This is a genomic window from Desulfoferrobacter suflitae (assembly GCF_022603395.1).
In the GTDB taxonomy this organism is placed as follows: Bacteria; Desulfobacterota; Syntrophobacteria; order Syntrophobacterales; family Syntrophobacteraceae; genus Desulfoferrobacter; species Desulfoferrobacter suflitae.
In genome coordinates this window covers 281,316-299,396 of sequence record NZ_JAIBKA010000003.1, presented here as the reverse complement: position 1 = coordinate 299,396, position 18,081 = coordinate 281,316, and the positions used below count along the sequence as shown (strand labels likewise).

Below are 18,081 nucleotides of genomic sequence, written 5' to 3'. Positions count from 1 at the left end.
GCAGCAAACCCTGCCTGCTTGAGGCAACGGTGAATCCCATGCGTGCGAGCGGCCCACATGGCAAGGGCCGCTCCTCAGGGCATTAGACTTTCAAGGAGGGCAGTCCGAGTTTCGCCCGCTTGCCTTCGATGTGTCTGCGCATGGCAAGAGCCGCCTTTTCCGGGTCGGGTTCAACGTGAAAGGTGGCTCCCACCTCATCCTTGAGCCCCTCTGTCAGGAGTTTGACAACATTCATGCTGCCCGTGATGGGAGGCATCGGGCCCAGCACCGTGTAGACACCGGATGCCACGAAGTAAGCACCAATGGCCACTGCCTTTTCCGAATACCATTCAGGGGCGGCTCCGGCGATGGGCAGGTCGCATATGTCGGTACCCAGCGCGTTGGCCAGAGCCGAAGCGAGTACCAGAATGCGAACATTATCGACGCAGCTTCCCATGTGTAAAACCGGCGGTATGCCGAGCGCACCACAGATTTCGCGCAATCCGGGTCCGGCCATTTGTGCGGCTTCGGCAAGCTTGAGCCCGGCCTTGGAAGTGGCAACGGCCGCACACCCGGTATCCACCACGAGAATGTCGTTCTCAATCAGTTTTTGGGTCAAAGTGACGTGGCCGAAATCTTGCCTGATCCTTGGATTGTTGCAGCCCACAATGCCCACCGCGCCGCGGATGGTACCCGCCTTGAGGGCATCGATCAAGGGCTGGGGGGTGCCCCCCAGCGCGTCGACAATGGTTTCTACGGAAAAGCCGCCGATCGCTTTCACCGGTTCCACCGGAATGTAGACTTCGCCGCGATCGGCAAAATTTTCAATCGCCTCCTTGACCACTTCCCGGGCTTTTTCGGCAGCGTTTTCAGGGTGAAATTCACGGTGCTGCATGCCGGGAAACCGGGCCTTATCGCTGGTGGAAATCATTTTCGTGTGGTAGCACGCGGCCACACTGCCCAAAGAAGGCATAATGCACTGGTAATCGACAATCATCATATCGACGGCACCCGTGGTTAACACCAACTCGGTAGTCAGATGATTTCCCGCCATGGGAATGCCGTTTCGCATCAGCAGTTCGTTGCCGGTGCAGCAGACTCCCGCCAGGTTGATCCCCGCAGCACCATTTTCCCTGGCCAGTTGCAGCAGGTCTTCGGATTGACAGGCATGCAGAACCATTTCAGATACAACCGGATTGTGGCCGTGCACGATGATGTTGACATGATCTGCCTTGAGAACGCCCACGTTCACCATCGTGGCAGCGGGTTGAGGGGTTCCAAACAGAATGTCTGAAACTTCCGTCGCGATCATCGACCCACCCCAGCCATCCGACAGTGCGTTGCGCAGACCATGCAGCAAAAGAGTCTGCCAGTTATTGTCGACTCCCATATGCGTGCGGTGCATCATCTCGGAAGTTTCCCGGTCGATGCCCCTTGGAGTAATGTTCAACTTGTCCCAAATTGCGCGGCGTTTGGCGGGCGCCCTCTGCAGCAAAGTCAGAGATTTCCTGCGGGTGCCGTAATCTTCCTGCATGGCGTAGGCCAGTTCGCCGGCAATCTCGGCGGGATCCTTCCCGTCCGCTACAATTCCATATTCTGCTGCTACCCGTTTCAGTTTTTCCACATCGCGGATTTGATAACCGGTTGCCTTTCCTTCAGCCACCTCTTGCAGCACGTCGACCAAATCCCTCCCATGATCGGAATGCGATGCCGCTCCCGCCGCAATCATACGCCCCAGGTTGCGCGCCACTATGATATCGGCGTCGGCACCACACACGCCCTTCTGCGGTCCCTCGCCAAAAGGATCGATGCGGCAGGGCCCCATCACACAAATGCGGCAGCTCAGACCCATTTCGCAATAACCGCACTGGGGAAGCTGGTTTTCAAACCGGTCCCACACCGTCTCAATCCGGTCCCGCTGCGCCTTTTCCAGGAGCAACTGACCATCTCGCGTCATCGTTCGATTGGCAAACAAATCATTCATGACTGACTCCTTCTTAGAGCGATTTCGATTTGCTGTCGTTTGTGGGCATTCAGCACGCTGAAACCGGCAGCGAGATCGGTCTGCAAAACGCCGGGAGAAACACTTCTGGCCACCTCATCCGTTCTGCGCTTGAGTGCCCGGGAGGGGTCCTCGAAGGTCAGCGCATGCGCCTTGCACACTTCAACGCATGCTGGAATCAGACCCTGCATCTGGCGCTCGAAACAGTTGTCACACTTGACCGCAACCACCTTACCGGGTGGAGCATAGCAATGTTGATGGTAGCGTATCACGCCAAACGGGCAGGCCATGGCGCAGGAAGCACAATTGATGCACAGGTCGGGATCGATCAAGACCGTGTCCGTTTCCACATCGCGGGATATCGCACCAGGCAGGCAGGCCAATTGACAAGGAGCCGGTTCACAGTGCCGGCAGCGATTGGGGAAACCTTCATTAAACAGTCCCACTCCGACATGGATGCGCGCTTTTGGGAGAGGACTCTCCAGTGCCGCGGCAAAAAGTTCCTTACTCTTGGAATGCGCTGTGGCGCAGGCATGCATGCACTGCATACAGCCCACACAGCGCTGCGGATGAACGATGACCTTTCGCATGATACCTCCTTCTCGAGAAGTTCTCAGCCGGCGGCAAAGCCGCAGCAAACAAACGATTCTACCTGATCAGCTGGCGGTAATTGAAAGACGCTGACAAGATTTTCTCCCTGGAGATGTTCACGGGCCTTCCGCTTTGCATCATGGCAATCAGCATGCCGCCCTGTTGGATATGATTGACGAGCGTCATTCCGACAAGACGATCCTCGAGAAACACCAGCTTGCGGTAGTTTTTGCGAAGGGGATCGTCGCGGGCGATGACCTCATAGGGGCCATCATGGGGTGCATTGACGATGCCTGCCGTCATCACGTCCAATCCGAAAATCCGGATGACGTTGCGGCTCAGGCTTCCCTTGTATGCCACCTTGCGTCCCACCATGTTCATTCCCGCCACGCGCCCCTGTGCGACCGCTTCCGGCCAGATGGCATTGACCCAGCGGGTGTTGCGCGCCAAATCGATCAGTTCCGCCACGTCGCCGGCCGCATAAATGCCCGGCACGGATGTTTCCAGATGGCGATTGACCAGAATGCCCAAATCCACCTGGATAATGTTCTTCGGCACAAAAGAAAGGGCCGGCGTCACGCCTTTCCCGATGACTACCATATCGCAGTCGAGCTCGGTACCGTCCGACAGGAAAGCCCGTCGAACTCTGCTATTGCCGTCGAACCCGATGACATGGACTTCAACCCGCACATCCAGACCCCGTGCCACCAGCTCATCCTGAATCATTTGCCCGGCGCGCGGGTCCACCTGCAGCGCAAGTGGATAGCCGGATCGTATCAGCATGGTCACCGGGATTCCACGGTGCAACAGCCCGTAGGCGGCTTTAAACCCCACCAGCCCTCCCCCCAGAACCAGGGCTCTGCGAGCCGACGGCACAGCTTCCAGCATAGCGCGCACATGTTCCGCAGTGCGCATGAAAAATATATTCTTCAAGTGCAGATTGTTCGCCTTGATCGGCCTCGGATCGGCTCCGGTTGCAATCAATAGCTTATCATAAGAAATGTTGTGTTCACCCTGGACGCTGACGGTTCTATTGTCGACGTCAAGCGCTGTCACGCGATTTCCAAGAATAGGTTGGATCCGCATGCGATCATAGAAATCGGCACCGCGAACAGGCAGGCGATCGTATCCGACAGAACCTTCCAGCACCATGCTGATCATTGGGCGGCAGTAAGGCGGGAATGACTCGTCGCCAATTAACGTCATGGAAGCATCGGCATCCATTTGACGAATCATTTCGGCGGCACTGATTCCGGCAATACCATTGCCGATGATCACATGTTTCATATGGACCTCCTGCAGCGGAATGCAATAAAAAGCCCACGAAAGAAAAGCAGACGAGTATCTTTTAAAGCGCTCTCTGGTTGAATGAATTTAGAAGATTGCAAACGGCCGTGTCAAAAGGAAAAGATGAGATTTGTCAACATCCATGTGATCACATGATGGAATATCCGGGTAGTGCGCAATCATTCCTGGCGACCGGAGGGAAGTGGTGGCGCTGCTATTCGAAGAATACAGGGAACTTGCGATCCGAGCCGTTCTGCTCCTCCTTGTGCGCATCATAGGCGCCTGCCGCGTGGAGCAAGGGAATCAAAAGGATGGCCAGCAACATCACGGTAAAAATCATCGCCGTCAGGACGTACATCAGAATCGCCATTTCATCTCCTTTCAAATTCATCGGTATGCAGTGAAGACAATCATTCCTCCCCAAATATGCAATACCTGCAGCTCGCAAGGCTTCAATTCTTCAGTAATTGTGCGAAAGGATTGTTGAATCCGGGCCTGCCAGCGGAGGGGCTGTGCCGCCCTTTTGCCGCTTTAGGGCGGCCTTCCGATGACTTGGTTTGCTACGTTCCAGGCGCCTCGTGTGCAGACTTTTTCATCGAGAGGGAAATCCGTTTGCGTTCGAGATCCACCTCCAGTACGGTCACCATGACCTGCTGATGAACATGCACTACTTCCCGCGCATCTTTCACAAAACGGTCCGCCAGTTCACTCAGGTGCACCAGCCCGTCCCGATGCACCCCAATGTCAACAAACGCCCCAAACACCGTCACATTGGTTACGATTCCAGGAAGCTTCATGCCGGGTGCCAGATCCTCCATCGATTGGACTCCGTCGGCAAAGGCGAACGGCTCAAAGCTGTCGCGCGGATCTCTGCCGGGTTTGGCCAATTCGGCTTGAATATCCTTGAGGGTGGGAAGTCCGACATATCGATCCACATATCTGGAGAGATCAATCTGGCGGCAACGCGTCTCATTCCCAATCAAATCGGTCAGGCCGCATCCCAGATCCTTTGCCATGGCTTCGACAATCCCATAGGATTCCGGGTGGACAGCACTCGCATCGAGAGGATTATCGCCGCCCCGAATGCGCAAAAAGCCGGCAGCCTGTTCGAAGGCTTTGGCACCCAGCCGAGGAACCTTTTTGAGCTCCCGCCGTGATCGGAAAGGGCCGTTTTCATCGCGACAGCCGATCAGGTTCCTGGCCAGTTGCGGACCCAATCCGGAAACATAGGCGAGCAGCTGAGCACTGGCTGTGTTCACCTCCACCCCCACGGCATTGACGCAGCTCATGACCACATCGTCCAGACCCTGTTTGAGCTGTTTCTGATCGACATCGTGCTGGTACTGCCCTACCCCGATGGATTTGGGATCGATTTTCACCAACTCGGCCAGTGGATCCATCAGCCTTCTGCCGATGGATATGGCCCCGCGGACGGTGACATCCTCGTCGGGGAATTCTTCGCGCGCCAATTGAGATGCCGAATACACCGACGCACCACTTTCATCGGTCATTATCACCTGAACATTTTCCGGCAGCGGCAACGCGCGCACAAAGCTCTGCGTTTCCCGCCCCGCTGTGCCGTTGCCAACGGCAATGGCTTGCACCTGGTACTCGTTAACGAGAGCCATGAGCCGCTTTGCGGCGGTGGCAGCAGACTGCTTGCCGGAATGGGGATAAACCGTGTCACTTTGCAACAGTTTTCCCTGGCCGTCCAGGCAGACTACCTTGCAGCCGGTGCGAAAACCCGGATCGATCGCCATCAGCCTTTTATTTCCAAGGGGCGGCGCCATAAGGAGGTGCCTCAGGTTGTCGGCAAAAACTCGAATCGCCTCCTTGTCGGCACGCTCCTTTGCCCACTGTTTCAGCTCGCTTTCCAGAGATGGCGCCAGAAGCCTTTTGTAAGCATCCCGCCCGGCCTCCCTCACCTGCTGTGAAGCCTCACCGTTTCCTGTCACGCAGGTTGAATCGATCACAGCCAGAGCCTCCTGCGTATTGACCACCATACGTACATTGAGGAATCCTTCCCGCTCTCCCCGCCGGGTCGCCAGGATTCTATGGGAAGGCGCGCTTTTCACGGATTCTTCCCATTCATAGTAGTCGCGGTACTGGACCGCTTCCGCCTCCTTGCCCTTGATCACATTGGACTTCAGAATTCCTTTGTGCATGAAAAGGGTTCTCAGTGAAGCACGTATCTCGACGTTCTCACTCACCCATTCGGCGATGATATCTCTGGCTCCGGCCAAGGCATCTGCACCACAACTCACCCCTTTTTCTCCGTCCAAAAAGGCTTGTGCCTCTTCAGCCGGCCTGGTTTCAGGCTTTTGCTGCAAGAGCAGGCGGGCGAGCGGCTCAAGCCCCTTTTCTCTGGCGATGCCGGCCCGGGTCCTTCGCTTCGGACGGAAGGGAAGGTAAAGGTCTTCCAGCTTGGCCAGTGTTTCTGCTCGCGCAATCCGCCGTCGCAGGTCCTCAGTCAGGTTTCCCTGTTCCTGCAACGCGTCCAAAATGGTTTCACGCCTTTTCTCCAAAGCCTCCAGCTGAACAAGTCGATCACGGATCTGTACGATAACCGTTTCATCCAGGGAGCCGGTGGCTTCTTTCCGGTAGCGCGCGATGAAAGGCACGCTGGCTCCGCCCTGCAAAAGTCCAACGGTTGCATCCACCTGATTCGGCAGAAGGTTGAGCTCGTTGGCTATGGTCATGGTATGTGGTTGATGCATTGGTTCCTTTCAATGATCCTGCGAGAGGGTTTCTCCCGGATAGTCCTGTTGTGCTCTGTCAGTGCGGGTGGGAATAGTAAAGCTCGCGGGGGATCCCATACAGCACCGTCTCGCTGAAAAGATGAAACGGCGAATAATGGCCGATTCTAAAAATATAGTTCTCGGTGTACTGCGACAGCAACAGAGGAATCTCATAATAATGTTCCAGTTTGTGATAGACGCATACGGCCAACTGCGGCCGGTGATTGCAGATGGTCTGACGCGCGCCGCGCATGACGTCAAGCTCCGCTCCCTCGACATCGAGCTTGATAAAGTCGACTTTATCGATCCTTGCGGCGGCAACAAAATCGTCCACCGCCGTCGTTTCGATGGAATCGTCGGCCGATTCCAGCCCTTGTTCGGTTACCCTTGAAGTGAATGTTCTGGCGACGTGAAAGGGCAGGCGCGCGGCCTGTTGCCAGAGACCCAGCGGCATATAGTGGAAGCGCCGGCTGTGCAGCAGGAATGGTTTGTGGTAGCTGTTTTGGAAAAGCTCGCGGTCCGGATCAAACCCATACACGACCGCGTTTTCAAAAGATCCCAGGAATTGTGCCGAAACCCAGCCATCGGCCACTCCCCCCTCGATGACGGTCTGTATGACAGACTTGTTGATGTGGTCAAAGTACTGCCTCCCCATGCGACTCCACAGTTGCGTCAGGTGGAGATACAAAGGGGTCAAATCACTTTTTAACGGCATGGCCGAGATGAGCAGATCATAAAAATCTTTATCCTCATCGAAGGGAAAAACCTTCTGGGCTTCCCGCAGCCTGCGGGTGTGTTTCCGGCAATCACCCCCCAGCTGCAGGAACGGATGATAAAAATTGGGATTCACCACAAGCACCGGAACCTCGGCCGGGATCTTTCCTGACCGCAGGATTCGACAATAGACTCTGGACTTGTAGGTTGTTGTCAGAACACAATCCACCTGCTGCGGCGCGCGGTGGGATTGAGCGCCGGCAACGCCGGCAGCTGTACAACCGGATGGCGGATCTTCCGCTTGCCCGCAAAGCCGAATCTCGACATCGGGCCTCAAAACCTGGAGTACTTGCCCGAGCCTTTCATTTCTGCCGCTTTCCCCGATGATACCGATTGCTGCTGATTGGGGAATTTGGTCCAGATTGTTGAGCAGAATGACTTTCAGGTCCGGACCTCTACTTTGCCCTTGAGAAAATCCTTGACGGCGTCGATGGATACCTCTTTGCGATGGAAGATGCCCGCCGCCAGAGCCGATTCGGCCGCCGTTTGAGTGAAAACTTCCAGAAAGTGCTGTGGGCTGCCGGCACCGCTGGAGGCAATCACGGGAATGGTCACCGCCCTTTTGACGGCATTGATCAGTTCCAGATCGAATCCCAGATTGGTTCCATCCCGGTCGATGCAGTTCAACAGGATTTCGCCTGCTCCCAGTTTTTCGCAAACTTGAGCCAGCGTCACGGCATCGAGATCTCTCCCCTCTCGCCCCCCTTTTACCGTGCACTGATACCAGCAGTAGCGTTCTCCCCCGGGACCCGGCAACGCCGTTGGAATGACCTGGTGTGCGACCGCTTCCGGGGATGGCACATAGACCCTGCGGGGATCAATGGAAACGACCACCGCCTGATTGCCGTACACCCGGGAAATCTCTTCCATGGAACTGCGGCCGGTTGTTCTGCCGGTCTTCAAGTATTTTTCAGCAATTATCACGGCGTCACTGCCTATGGACACTTTGTCTGCTCCCGAACGGAAATACTCGGCGGCGACCTGCAGGGCGGAATAGCTCTTGCCATGCCTGTCCGTATAGTCGCGAATTCCTCCCCCGATGGTGAGCGGCACGAATACATTCTCTGAAGTTTTTCGCAGCACCTCGAGCATGGGCATGTCTTCCAGCGGGAAATCGCGAAATCCGGTGATGTTCAGGAAGGTGATTTCATCCGCCCCTTCTTCATAATAACGACGGGCCAGATCGATAGGTTTGCCGAGATTGCGCACCTCACCTCTTTCCCGCACCTCATACTGATCTCCTTTGGTCACTACCAGGTCTCCCTGATCGTTGGAACGTACATCCAGACAGGCGATGATGCGCTTGGCCAGCATAGTCTCGGCACAGCTCCGTTGGGGTCGCACCGCTTTCGTTCCAGCGCGCAGAAAATTTTTCAGTATGTTCAGGCCGGTTCCGCCGCTCTTCTCAGGGTGGAATTGGGTGGCGATGATGTTGCCTTGCTGGATGCTGCTGACAAACTCATATCCGTAGTTTGTGGTTGTCAGGACCACCTTGTCGTCCCTGGGAGCTACGTGATACGAGTGGACAAAATAGACCTTTTCATCACCCTGGAAACCGGAAAAGATCGTCGATGGCTGTTTGACTTTGACGCCGTTCCAGCCGATATGGGGAACCGAAAGACCGATGTCAAAACGCTTCACCTGCCCCGGGATAAAGCCGAGACCCTTAATTCCCGGCGCTTCTTCACTGCTTTCGAAAAGCGCCTCCAGTCCCAGACAGATGCCCAGAAAGGGCCGATTCGAGTGCAGATAACGCAACAGCGGAGCCACCAACCGGCGTTCCTGTAAAATCTGCATCATGCTTCCAAAGGCGCCCACCCCCGGGAATACCAGCTTTTGCGCCGCCAAAATATCTTCCGGGGCACTCACCAGCTTGACCCTTTCCCCCAGGCTCTCAATGGCATTCACCACGCTTCGAACGTTGCCCGCACCATAATCCAGCACAGTGATCATTGTTTTATCCATTTAGCGTTGAGAATAAGAAGAAAATTGAAAAAGGCTGTCACTATACCTCCAATCCAAGCAAATACCAATGATTCGCCTGGCCATGGGGGAACTCTCATTCGCCCTGCTTCGCTGAGCCCACGGTCATTGACCAATGGACTCTGTTCCCGGGATCCAGCGGTGCCCGGATTGGACTACGACCGAGTCGTTGGCGGGAGAAGCCGGATGAAAGAGCTTAGGCCCTCATCGATGATTGAATCGAAAGCTGGCCGTTTGATAATAAGCTATCGCTTGTTTGGTCAAATCCGCATCCTCTGCCGCCGGAGCCTGAGTCGTGCCGGCCAGGTCAAACCGGTAGGCGGCCACCTCGCGGATGGGCTTCAGAACAGTGAGCAGATTCTGTTTCATGTAACCCAGTTTCTGATAGGTTCCAATCAATGCGTATTCACTGTCTGGCTCCATGCGCAGAATGTCTTTGCCGTAAAACTGGCTCTCATAACTCCAGTGCAATAATCCAAGGAGAGTCGGAGCGAAATCAATTTGGCTGCACAGTCTTTCTACGCGTCGAGGCTGCAAAAGCTCCGGGTTATAGATCATCAGTGGAATTCGGTATTTCCTGACGGGGAGATCCATTTTTCCGGCACTTCCGGCGCAATGATCGGCCACGATAACAAACAGGGTGTTGGAAAACCATGGCCTCTCCTTGGCCTTGCGGATCAGCTCTCCAATGGCGTAATCCGTGTATTTTACGCCACCGCGGCGGCCACTGTGGGATGGAATGTCGATTTTGCCCTCAGGGTAGGTGAAGGGGCGGTGATTGGAAGTAGTCATGACGAAGTGCATGAAGGGTTTATCCTGGGCGTAAGAACGGTCGGCTTCGTCCAGCACCCAGTTGTACAGATCTTCATCACAGGCTCCCCAAACGTTGGCAAAGGTGATCGCTTCCTGAGGCACTGAAGCGCGATCCACAACGCGGTAGCCGTTGTTGGCAAAGAAGTGATTCATGTTGTCAAAATAGCCGAAACCGCTGTAGATGAAGGCAGTGTCATAACCTTTGGATCGAAAAATAGATCCCAGCGAAAAAAGGTCCTCGTTATTGGGGCGTTTCACAATGGACCGCCCAGGAGTCGGCGGAACCGACAGCACCAGCGCTTCCATGCCGCGCACCGTGCGTGTTCCGGTGGCAAAGCAATTGGTGAACAAGATGCTTTCTTCGCTCAACGCATCAAGGTTTGGAGTGAGTCCCTGGGTATTCCCAAACACCCCCAAATATTCCGCGCTAAGGCTCTCCACCGTTATTTGAATGACATTGTAGCGTTTTTCTTCCCCTTCGTTCTCTATGAATCGGGTGATATTGTAAGGCTCCTGTGAGATGTACGTGGAATTTTCGGTCTTCAGAAGAGCGCGAATCTGACGAAAAGCTTCAGTGTTGTCCTCGGCTCTGTAAAACTGGTCGTATTCCAGCTCATTATTGCGAAAGGCTGCTACAAAGGAATAAGGGCCGTTCTTGGCCAGCTCCTCATTGTAGGAGTTTCCCAATCCCGGTACCGTTCGATTGTCGAGCGTCGCCGTGAACAAAACGGCCGCAAGCAGAACGCATCCTGTCCAGGTACTGCGTACTTTCCAGGAGCCGGTGGACTCGAACCATGACCGCATCCGTCCAAACCGGTAAACGATCGCTGTGAGGAGGACGGTGAGGAGAAACAGCGCGCTCAAAATGAGTACCAGCGGGTAAGACTCATAAATATTGCCGACCACCTCCTTGGTGTAAATGAGGTAATCCACCGCAATGAAGTTAAACCGCACTCCGAATTCATCCCAAAAAAACCACTCGGCCGCCGCTATGAAAAGCAGGCCATACAGGACAACAAAAAAGAAGGCGACGGATAGAATGCGGTGCAATCGACTGGTGAAGATTCGTTGAGGCAAGAGCATCAGATAGAGCGCTACAGGGATCGCAAGGTAGCTTGCCGCGGCCAGATCATAGAGGAAACCCCAAAAAAAGATGCTGAAAATGCCGAACCAGCTCCAGGTCACAACATCATGGGATGTGAACAGAAGGACGGACCTGGTACCAAATGATACCGCGAGGAACAGCACCAAAATGAGTGCCGTTCCTCCGTGCCGATGCGCGAAAATATTATCTCTCTTCATTCTGTAATGGATTTTTAATAGAGAACCTTAATGCTCTGGATGATGGGGGGTAGTCAATACAAACTCTGATTCAGGGGAAGCCTCAGTCCATAAAATTTTAGTCATCCGGCCGCTAGAACCTTTTGCCGACCTGCACGCCGTAGGCCTTGTTGGGGCCCCTTTCGTCCACCAGAAATTTCAGGATGAGTTTATCCGAGATCACTGAGCCCACCACTGAACCCAAAAAATGAGCCAGCAGGTCGCCCTCGGAAAATCCTGCCGAGTAGGTTGAATTTTCGGCTTCTATTATGATTCCCGGGATCGTACCCAGCACTATGCCTGCTATGAGCCTGTGGCGCGGCACAAATTCATTGGCTACCGCTGTGGCAATAAGTCCTGAGACAACACCGCCTGAAAAATGCGCGACCTTATCCGGAGGAGGGCCGCCGGCATAAACATTGGGAGCCAGCAAAAGCACTACCACCAGCAGCAAAAACTTCTTCATTCGGCTACTCCTCATCACATTCAATCCACCAGGGGCTGCGGCCATAGATCACCCGGTTTCTCTTTGACCAGTGCCGGTGTAACTGAGACCAGCTGACGATCGCTGCCAGTCACTTGGCGACGCTTCACCTTATGCAAAGCCGCAGTGCCTGTCAAGAAGAGAATACAGCGCAAAACGGCAAACCTTACCCCGATACAAATCAAGGGCAACTCACTGGAAGATTGCTCGATGGTTTAGTATAAATGGGTGAGTCTCCATGCTTTGGAGATGACCAATCAACCGGAAAACAAGGAGGACAAAATGAGCATTAGAGTGACCTGGTACAGCCATGCCTGCATTCTCATTCAAGCAGGCGACACCCACTTGCTGATCGATCCGTTTCTGAGCGGGAACCCCCTTGCTGCCGTCAGCGCCGATGCGGTCCCCGCCGACTACATCTTTGTATCACACGGGCACGGGGATCATCTGGGCGATACCGTGCAGATCGCCCAGCGGACCGGGGCCACCGTTGTCAGCAATTTTGAAATCCACAACTGGCTGGCCGGCCAGGGACTCAGCAACCTGCATCCGCAGCACATTGGAGGAGGTTTCGATTATCCCTGGGGGCGTGCAAAACTGACCATTGCTCAGCACGGCTCGGCGCTTCCCGATGGATCTTACGGCGGCAATCCGTGCGGCTTTCTGTTCACCATTCAGAATAAAAAAATCTATCACGCATGCGACACCGGTCTGTTCTACGACATGAAATTGATTGGCGAAGAAGGGCTTGATCTCGCGATTTTGCCCATTGGAGACAATTTTACCATGGGTCCGGACGACGGCCTGCGCGCCGTCAAGCTGCTCGAGCCCAGGCAGGTCGTTCCGATTCACTACGACACTTTTGACGTGATCAAGCAGGATCCTGTCGCCTGGAAAAAGCGCGTCGAAGCCGAAACATCGACCGAAGTGACCGTGCTGCAACCCGGGGAACATATCGATCTCTAGCATTCTCAGCTTCCACTCCGCCCCAATGCCTTCAACGGGGTTCCTCCATCCGCTTGAAGGCATGTTCCCGGGAATGGCTTCATCTGCGCGGAGGGCTCACCACCGCTTCTCCGTCCAGCACTGTTTCCGAGTTCTGATTGACACAAGTGGTGCGCATTCGCACTCTCTTTTTTCCGTTGTCGACCTCAACCACTTCCACCCGTGCAGTGATGGTATCTCCCATGTGGACCGGCGCCAGAAAATTCAGTTCCTGGCGAATGTAAATGCTGCCCGGTGCGGGCAATTGGGTCCCCAGAACAGCTGAAATGAATCCCGCCGCCGGCATGCCGTGCGCGATCCTGGTTTTGAAAACGGGTTTGCGCGCATGGGCTTCATTGATGTGAGCGGGATTGAAATCGTCACTTAACCCGGCATAGAGGTAAACGTCCACCTCACTCACCGTCTTGGCAAATTGTGCCGCCGCGCCGACCTTGATTTCCCGTATGGTCTCTCCTTGCGTAGCACCATCCCGCGTCTATGGTTCAGCGCATCTTGAGATTTGTTCCGCTCATCAAACCGGTTGCTCGAAAGTTTGGCGCGGACCGGCCCTTTTACATGGATGAGATCGTCACACCGCAGTGTGAGCAAGCCGCCAATGTGTTGCACAAGGTGTCGTGCTGATCCGGCTTCCGATTGTGACCGCCATTGACTCGTGCCAATCTGCGCACAACTGCACTCATTCGGTCATGGATCGCAGGGTTTCCTGAAATACCCGCAGATCTTCCCGGGACCACAGACAAAAAATCACCTCATCCACGCTGGTATCCTTCTTTTGCAAAAACTCCATGCTCGCTTTGAGCATGATGCGGGCACACCGATCCTTGGGAAAACCGAAAATGCCCGTGCTCACGGCGGGCAGCGCAATGCTCTTGAGACCCTTTTCGGACGCCCGCGCGAAACTGTTCAATGTGGCCTGACGCAGTTTTTCGTCTTCATTCCCCGCGCCGTAACGCGGGCCAACCGCATGAATGACGTAACGCGCTTTGAGATTGCCCGCGCCGGTGATGACCGCATTGCCCACCGTCGTGCCGCCAATGCGGTTGCACTCTTCCTGGATGGCCGGTCCCCCTTTGGTGCGGATCGCTCCTGCGACACCGCCTCCCAGAATGAGCTGCGAGTTTGCTGCATTGACAATGGCGTCCACCTCGAGATCAGTCAAATCGCCCTGGATAAGCCTGATAATTTTGCCATTGATGTTTCGTTGCATCATACCTCCACCCGTTGCCCCCATGTTTTCGGTTGAGCAACCATAAAAGAGAATCAATGACTCATCGACCATAGCAACCGTGGTTCGTTATCCCTGTCGTTTTTTCGCCTTCCAGTTTACGCCGATCTGCCCTATAGTGTGCAAGCTTGTTTTTCCGGTTCCATTGCCGAAAAGCAACGGTATGACCGCAATCCGGCTTTTCCGTTCGACGGCGGATTCCGCTATGGTCCCGTTTCGTTATGCATGCAATCATCTTGGAGGATGCCATGACCATATCATCAACAATGATGGAAAAATTGAAAAGGGCCTTCAATGCGACTCGAATTGCCGTAGTCGGTGCCTCCCAGGATCAGCATTCGGTGGGGATAGGGCCCCTGATCAACCTGCTCGGCAGCTCCTTTCAAGGAGATATTTTCCCCGTCAATCCCAAGTACGAGACCCTGCTTGGCAAGAAATGCTATCCAAGTCTGGAAGCCATTGATCCGCCGCCCGACCTGGCTATCCTCCTGCTCAACCAGAACCTGGCGCTGAAAATGGCCGAAGAAGCCGCCCAACTGGGCATCGGAGCAGTTACCATCGTGGCGGGAGGCTTTAAGGAGGTAGGAGCCGGGGGCAAGGAGCTGGAGGAGAGCCTTAAGGCACTGGCGGAGCATTATCAAATGCCGGTAATCGGCCCCAACACTCTTGGAATTTCGAGCTTCCATCATGGGATGCACAGCATCTTCTGGCATCTCGACACGTTCCCCGGTCCCGTTGCGGTGATCTCCCAGAGCGGCGGTGTTGGAACGGCACTTGGCCAGTGTCTGCGTTCTCTGCAGTGCGGACTCAGCCACTTTGTGGGAGCCGGGAACTGCAGTGTCGTGGACTTCGGCGATTACCTGGAAGCCCTGAGCGACGATCCGGCCGTCAGGACGTTCTGTTTGTTCATTGAAGGATTGCATGCTCCCCGCGCCTTCTATGAAGCCGCCGGCAAGGTGGCCGCACGTAAACCGGTGGTGGTTTACAAGGCGGGCAAGCACGAGGAGGTTTCGCGGGCTACGGCGACTCATACCGGCAGCCTGACCGGGGAATATGACCTGTATCGATCCATGTTTCGACAAGCCGGCCTGGTCGAAGTCCAATCAACCTGGGAAGCCGCCGTCAGTGCAAAAGCCCTGAGCATGCTGCAGTTGCCCGGGGGAAACCGGTTATGCGCCCTCACCTTCACGGCGGGTCCGAGCATTGTAGCCATGGACATGCTCATTGGAAACGGGTGGAAACTGCCCGATCTTTCGCCGGCAACCAAGGAGGCGGTCAGAAAGATCATCGGCGAAAAAACCGCTGTTGCAACTCAGAACCCCGTCGATTTGACCGGTCCGGGTTTTTTGCCTCATGTCTACAGTCGGGTCCTGCAGGCTTTGACGGCGGAAGACTATGACGCCTATTTTCTGGTATGGAATTACAACCGCCAGATACGCCTGCCGCTGCCGGAACTGGAGCAGCTGCAGCGAACAGTAACCAAACCCATGGTGCTGGTGCTGCTGGCCAATCCATTTGAGGTACGGCCGCATTTGGAAGAATGCGCAGCCAAGGGCATCTGCGCCTACCTCACGCCCGAAGACGGCGCCATGGCATTGAACGCGTTGCTCAATCGGCGTCGCATGTGTGACCGTTAGACCTCATTTGCACGTGCTTGCTCTCACTACATTGGGCACAAGGAGAAATTCGCATGATTCTGCCGGAACATGAAGCCAAGGAACTGCTCGAAAAGGCTCAGGTACCGATCGTCCCAACCAGGATAATCGACTCGCTGCAGGACGCCGCGGATGCGGCTGAACAAATGGGCTACCCTTTGGTGCTCAAGCTTTCCAGCAGCCGTTACTCGCATAAAACCGAAGTTGGAGGAGTTTTTCTGAACCTGGAGGATCAGTCGGCTGTGGCGAGAGCCTATGACGAACTGATCAGACTTCGACAAAAACTCCATGGCGAAGCGGCGATCATCGTTGAACCCATGGCACCTCCCGGTGCGGAATTCTATATCGGAGTTCAGCGGCATGACGGTTTCGGTCTGGTAATCAGCCTCGGCCTTGGGGGTGTATTTTTGGAACTTTTCAAAGACGTGAGTTTTCGGCTTTTGCCCGCCCGCCGGTCTGACTTTTGCGAAATGCTGAACGAATTGAAAACCTGGCCGAAACTGCGAAAGGGTTTCCGCAACCTGCCGCCCGTGGGTGACGACCACTTGATCGACTTGATGGACAAGGTGGCAGGGTTGAGCCTGGCTCGAGAAGACATCGTAGAGATGGACATGAATCCGGTGATGGCCTACGCCGACCGGGCGCTCGTGGTGGATGCTCGTATTGTCACCAGCGGATGATGCCAAAACTTTATGAGGAACGCGCCTCCCTTCCGCTTCGCCCGCCGCAGCCCGCCGCCGAACCGGCCATGCCGGCGTGTTCGGCCACCAGCCTGCTGTTTACAAAAAATCCTATTCTGTGATATATAGCAATGCGTCATAAAACAAAGTTATTTAAAGGTGTTATAAATGAACTACAAATTCCGCGACCACTACTTTCAGCAGGCGAAAAAGCACCATTATCTTGCTCGCGCGGTATTCAAGTTGAAGGAAATACAAAATAAGTACAAAATACTCAGGGTTGGAGATCGCGTCCTGGATTTGGGCGCTGCACCCGGTTCCTGGATTCAGTTCACCAGCCAGGTGGTCGGACCCATGGGCTTGATTGTCGGTGTAGACCTCAAGGAAATACACCATGCCTTTCCAGAGAATGTCGTGACCTTTAAAGAAGATATGGCCGACTCTGAATTCAGGGAGACGTTAAGACGACGTTATGCGCCTTTTGACGTTGTATTGAGCGACATGGCTCCGGCCACTTCCGGCATCCGCACAGCCGACAGCGCACGATCCGCTCTGCTGTTCGAGGAAGCATTCAATCTTGCGACAGTCACTTTGAAAGCGCGGGGCCACTTTCTTGCTAAAATATTCCAGGGCTCCGAATTCCACGATCTGTTGCAGCAAGTCAAAAGGCAGTTCGAGTGGGTGAAAGTGGTGAAGCCCGATGCGTCAAGGAAAATAAGCAAAGAGATTTATATACTGGCGATGCGTTTTAAGAAGCCGATCGATAAGGAGTAGCATCATGTCTGGACATTCCAAATGGAGCACCATCCGCCACAAAAAAGCCGCTGCCGATGCCAAACGCGGCAAGATTTTCACCAAACTGATCAAAGAAATCACCATTGCAGCTCGCCTCGGCGGGGGCGATCCGGATGCCAACTCGCGTCTGAGAACCGCCATTGCTGAAGCAAAGGCAGAAAATATGCCCAAAGACAACATTGACCGGGCCATCAAGAAAGGCACGGGGGAACTGGAAGGCACTGCCTATGAAGAATTCAATTATGAGGGGTACGGCCCGGGAGGTGTTGCCATACTGGTCGAGGTAATGACGGACAACAGAAACCGGGCAGCGAGTGATGTCCGCTTTATTTTCAGCAAAAACGGCGGCAGCCTGGGGGAAGCCGGCTGTGTCGCCTGGATGTTTAGCAAAAAAGGTACCATTGTCTTTGACAAACAGCGGATATCCGAGGAAGAGCTCATGGAAGCAGCTCTGGAAGCGGGGGCGGAAGATGTGGAAGATCAGCAGGACCAGTACCAGGTCGTCACCGCCTGGGAAGATTTTGCAGCGGTTAAGGCCGCCTTCGACGCAAAACAGCTGCAATACGACATGGCCGAAGTGACTATGGTGCCTCAAACCACCGTGGCCATCGAAGACGAAAAGACCGCGCAGCAACTTCTCAAGTTGATGAACGCCCTGGACGATTGTGAGGACGTCCAGAACGCCTATGCAAATTTCGATATTGCAGATGAGCTGTTGAATGAAGTTGCGTGATTCGATTCACCAATCAG

The 18,081-nt window shown here is 54.7% G+C and carries 16 protein-coding genes; 5 read left to right on the top strand and 11 right to left on the bottom strand.

Annotated features, from left to right (window positions below; translation table 11 throughout):
* Positions 1 to 82: 82 nt before the first annotated feature.
* The 9 genes from cooS to K1V27_RS06740 form a co-directional block, all read right to left on the bottom strand.
* On the bottom strand, positions 83 to 1,963 hold the full coding sequence (cooS, locus tag K1V27_RS06780) for an anaerobic carbon-monoxide dehydrogenase catalytic subunit (protein WP_258928857.1): 1,881 nt from the start codon (positions 1,961 to 1,963) through the stop codon (positions 83 to 85).
* Positions 1,960 to 2,571 (bottom strand): 4Fe-4S dicluster domain-containing protein, encoded by a 612-nt coding sequence (locus tag K1V27_RS06775; RefSeq protein WP_258928856.1) that lies wholly within the window; start codon positions 2,569 to 2,571, stop codon positions 1,960 to 1,962. Before K1V27_RS06775 ends, cooS begins: the two co-directional genes overlap by 4 nt.
* 58 nt (positions 2,572 to 2,629) lie before the next feature.
* A complete protein-coding gene (locus tag K1V27_RS06770) occupies positions 2,630 to 3,859 on the bottom strand; it encodes an NAD(P)/FAD-dependent oxidoreductase (protein WP_258928855.1) in 1,230 nt (409 codons plus the stop codon).
* 214 nt (positions 3,860 to 4,073) lie between these two features.
* Positions 4,074 to 4,229 (bottom strand): hypothetical protein, encoded by a 156-nt coding sequence (locus K1V27_RS06765; RefSeq protein WP_258928853.1) that lies wholly within the window; start codon positions 4,227 to 4,229, stop codon positions 4,074 to 4,076.
* Positions 4,230 to 4,419: 190 nt separating this feature from the next.
* Positions 4,420 to 6,576 (bottom strand): Tex family protein, encoded by a 2,157-nt coding sequence (locus K1V27_RS06760; protein WP_258928852.1) that lies wholly within the window; start codon positions 6,574 to 6,576, stop codon positions 4,420 to 4,422.
* 58 nt (positions 6,577 to 6,634) lie between these two features.
* A complete protein-coding gene (locus tag K1V27_RS06755; RefSeq protein ID WP_258928851.1) occupies positions 6,635 to 7,648 on the bottom strand; it encodes an FkbM family methyltransferase in 1,014 nt (337 codons plus the stop codon).
* 104 nt (positions 7,649 to 7,752) lie between these two features.
* On the bottom strand, positions 7,753 to 9,324 hold the full coding sequence (hisF, locus tag K1V27_RS06750) for an imidazole glycerol phosphate synthase subunit HisF (protein ID WP_258928849.1): 1,572 nt from the start codon (positions 9,322 to 9,324) through the stop codon (positions 7,753 to 7,755).
* Positions 9,325 to 9,558: 234 nt separating this feature from the next.
* A complete protein-coding gene (locus K1V27_RS06745; protein WP_258928847.1) occupies positions 9,559 to 11,469 on the bottom strand; it encodes an LTA synthase family protein in 1,911 nt (636 codons plus the stop codon).
* Positions 11,470 to 11,581: 112 nt separating this feature from the next.
* The gene (locus K1V27_RS06740; protein WP_258928846.1) at positions 11,582 to 11,953 is read right to left on the bottom strand and encodes a hypothetical protein; all 372 of its coding nucleotides are present in this window, start codon (positions 11,951 to 11,953) and stop codon (positions 11,582 to 11,584) included.
* A gap of 300 nt (positions 11,954 to 12,253) precedes the next feature.
* Here K1V27_RS06740 and K1V27_RS06735 point away from each other — a divergent pair, with 300 nt between their 5' ends.
* Complete coding sequence (locus tag K1V27_RS06735; RefSeq protein ID WP_258928844.1) at positions 12,254 to 12,937, top strand: metal-dependent hydrolase; 684 nt, start codon at positions 12,254 to 12,256, stop codon at positions 12,935 to 12,937.
* Positions 12,938 to 13,016: 79 nt separating this feature from the next.
* Here K1V27_RS06735 and K1V27_RS06730 read toward each other — a convergent pair whose 3' ends face one another.
* Both K1V27_RS06730 and K1V27_RS06725 read right to left on the bottom strand, forming a co-directional pair.
* The gene (locus K1V27_RS06730; protein WP_353740543.1) at positions 13,017 to 13,421 is read right to left on the bottom strand and encodes a MaoC family dehydratase; all 405 of its coding nucleotides are present in this window, start codon (positions 13,419 to 13,421) and stop codon (positions 13,017 to 13,019) included.
* Between the two features lie 231 nt (positions 13,422 to 13,652).
* The gene (locus K1V27_RS06725; RefSeq protein ID WP_258928842.1) at positions 13,653 to 14,186 is read right to left on the bottom strand and encodes a macro domain-containing protein; all 534 of its coding nucleotides are present in this window, start codon (positions 14,184 to 14,186) and stop codon (positions 13,653 to 13,655) included.
* Positions 14,187 to 14,449: 263 nt separating this feature from the next.
* Here K1V27_RS06725 and K1V27_RS06720 point away from each other — a divergent pair, with 263 nt between their 5' ends.
* The 4 genes from K1V27_RS06720 to K1V27_RS06705 all read left to right on the top strand — a co-directional run bounded on the left by K1V27_RS06720 (position 14,450) and on the right by K1V27_RS06705 (position 18,064).
* Positions 14,450 to 15,838: an acetate--CoA ligase family protein gene (locus K1V27_RS06720; protein WP_258928840.1), complete on the top strand. Its 1,389-nt coding sequence runs from the start codon at positions 14,450 to 14,452 to the stop codon at positions 15,836 to 15,838.
* 53 nt (positions 15,839 to 15,891) lie between these two features.
* On the top strand, positions 15,892 to 16,536 hold the full coding sequence (locus tag K1V27_RS06715; RefSeq protein WP_258928839.1) for an acetate--CoA ligase family protein: 645 nt from the start codon (positions 15,892 to 15,894) through the stop codon (positions 16,534 to 16,536).
* A gap of 168 nt (positions 16,537 to 16,704) precedes the next feature.
* Positions 16,705 to 17,310 carry an RlmE family RNA methyltransferase gene (locus K1V27_RS06710; protein ID WP_258928837.1) on the top strand — a complete coding sequence of 202 codons (606 nt, stop codon included), beginning with the start codon at positions 16,705 to 16,707 and terminating at the stop codon, positions 17,308 to 17,310.
* A gap of 4 nt (positions 17,311 to 17,314) precedes the next feature.
* A complete protein-coding gene (locus tag K1V27_RS06705) occupies positions 17,315 to 18,064 on the top strand; it encodes a YebC/PmpR family DNA-binding transcriptional regulator (RefSeq protein WP_258928835.1) in 750 nt (249 codons plus the stop codon).
* Positions 18,065 to 18,081 lie beyond the last annotated feature (17 nt).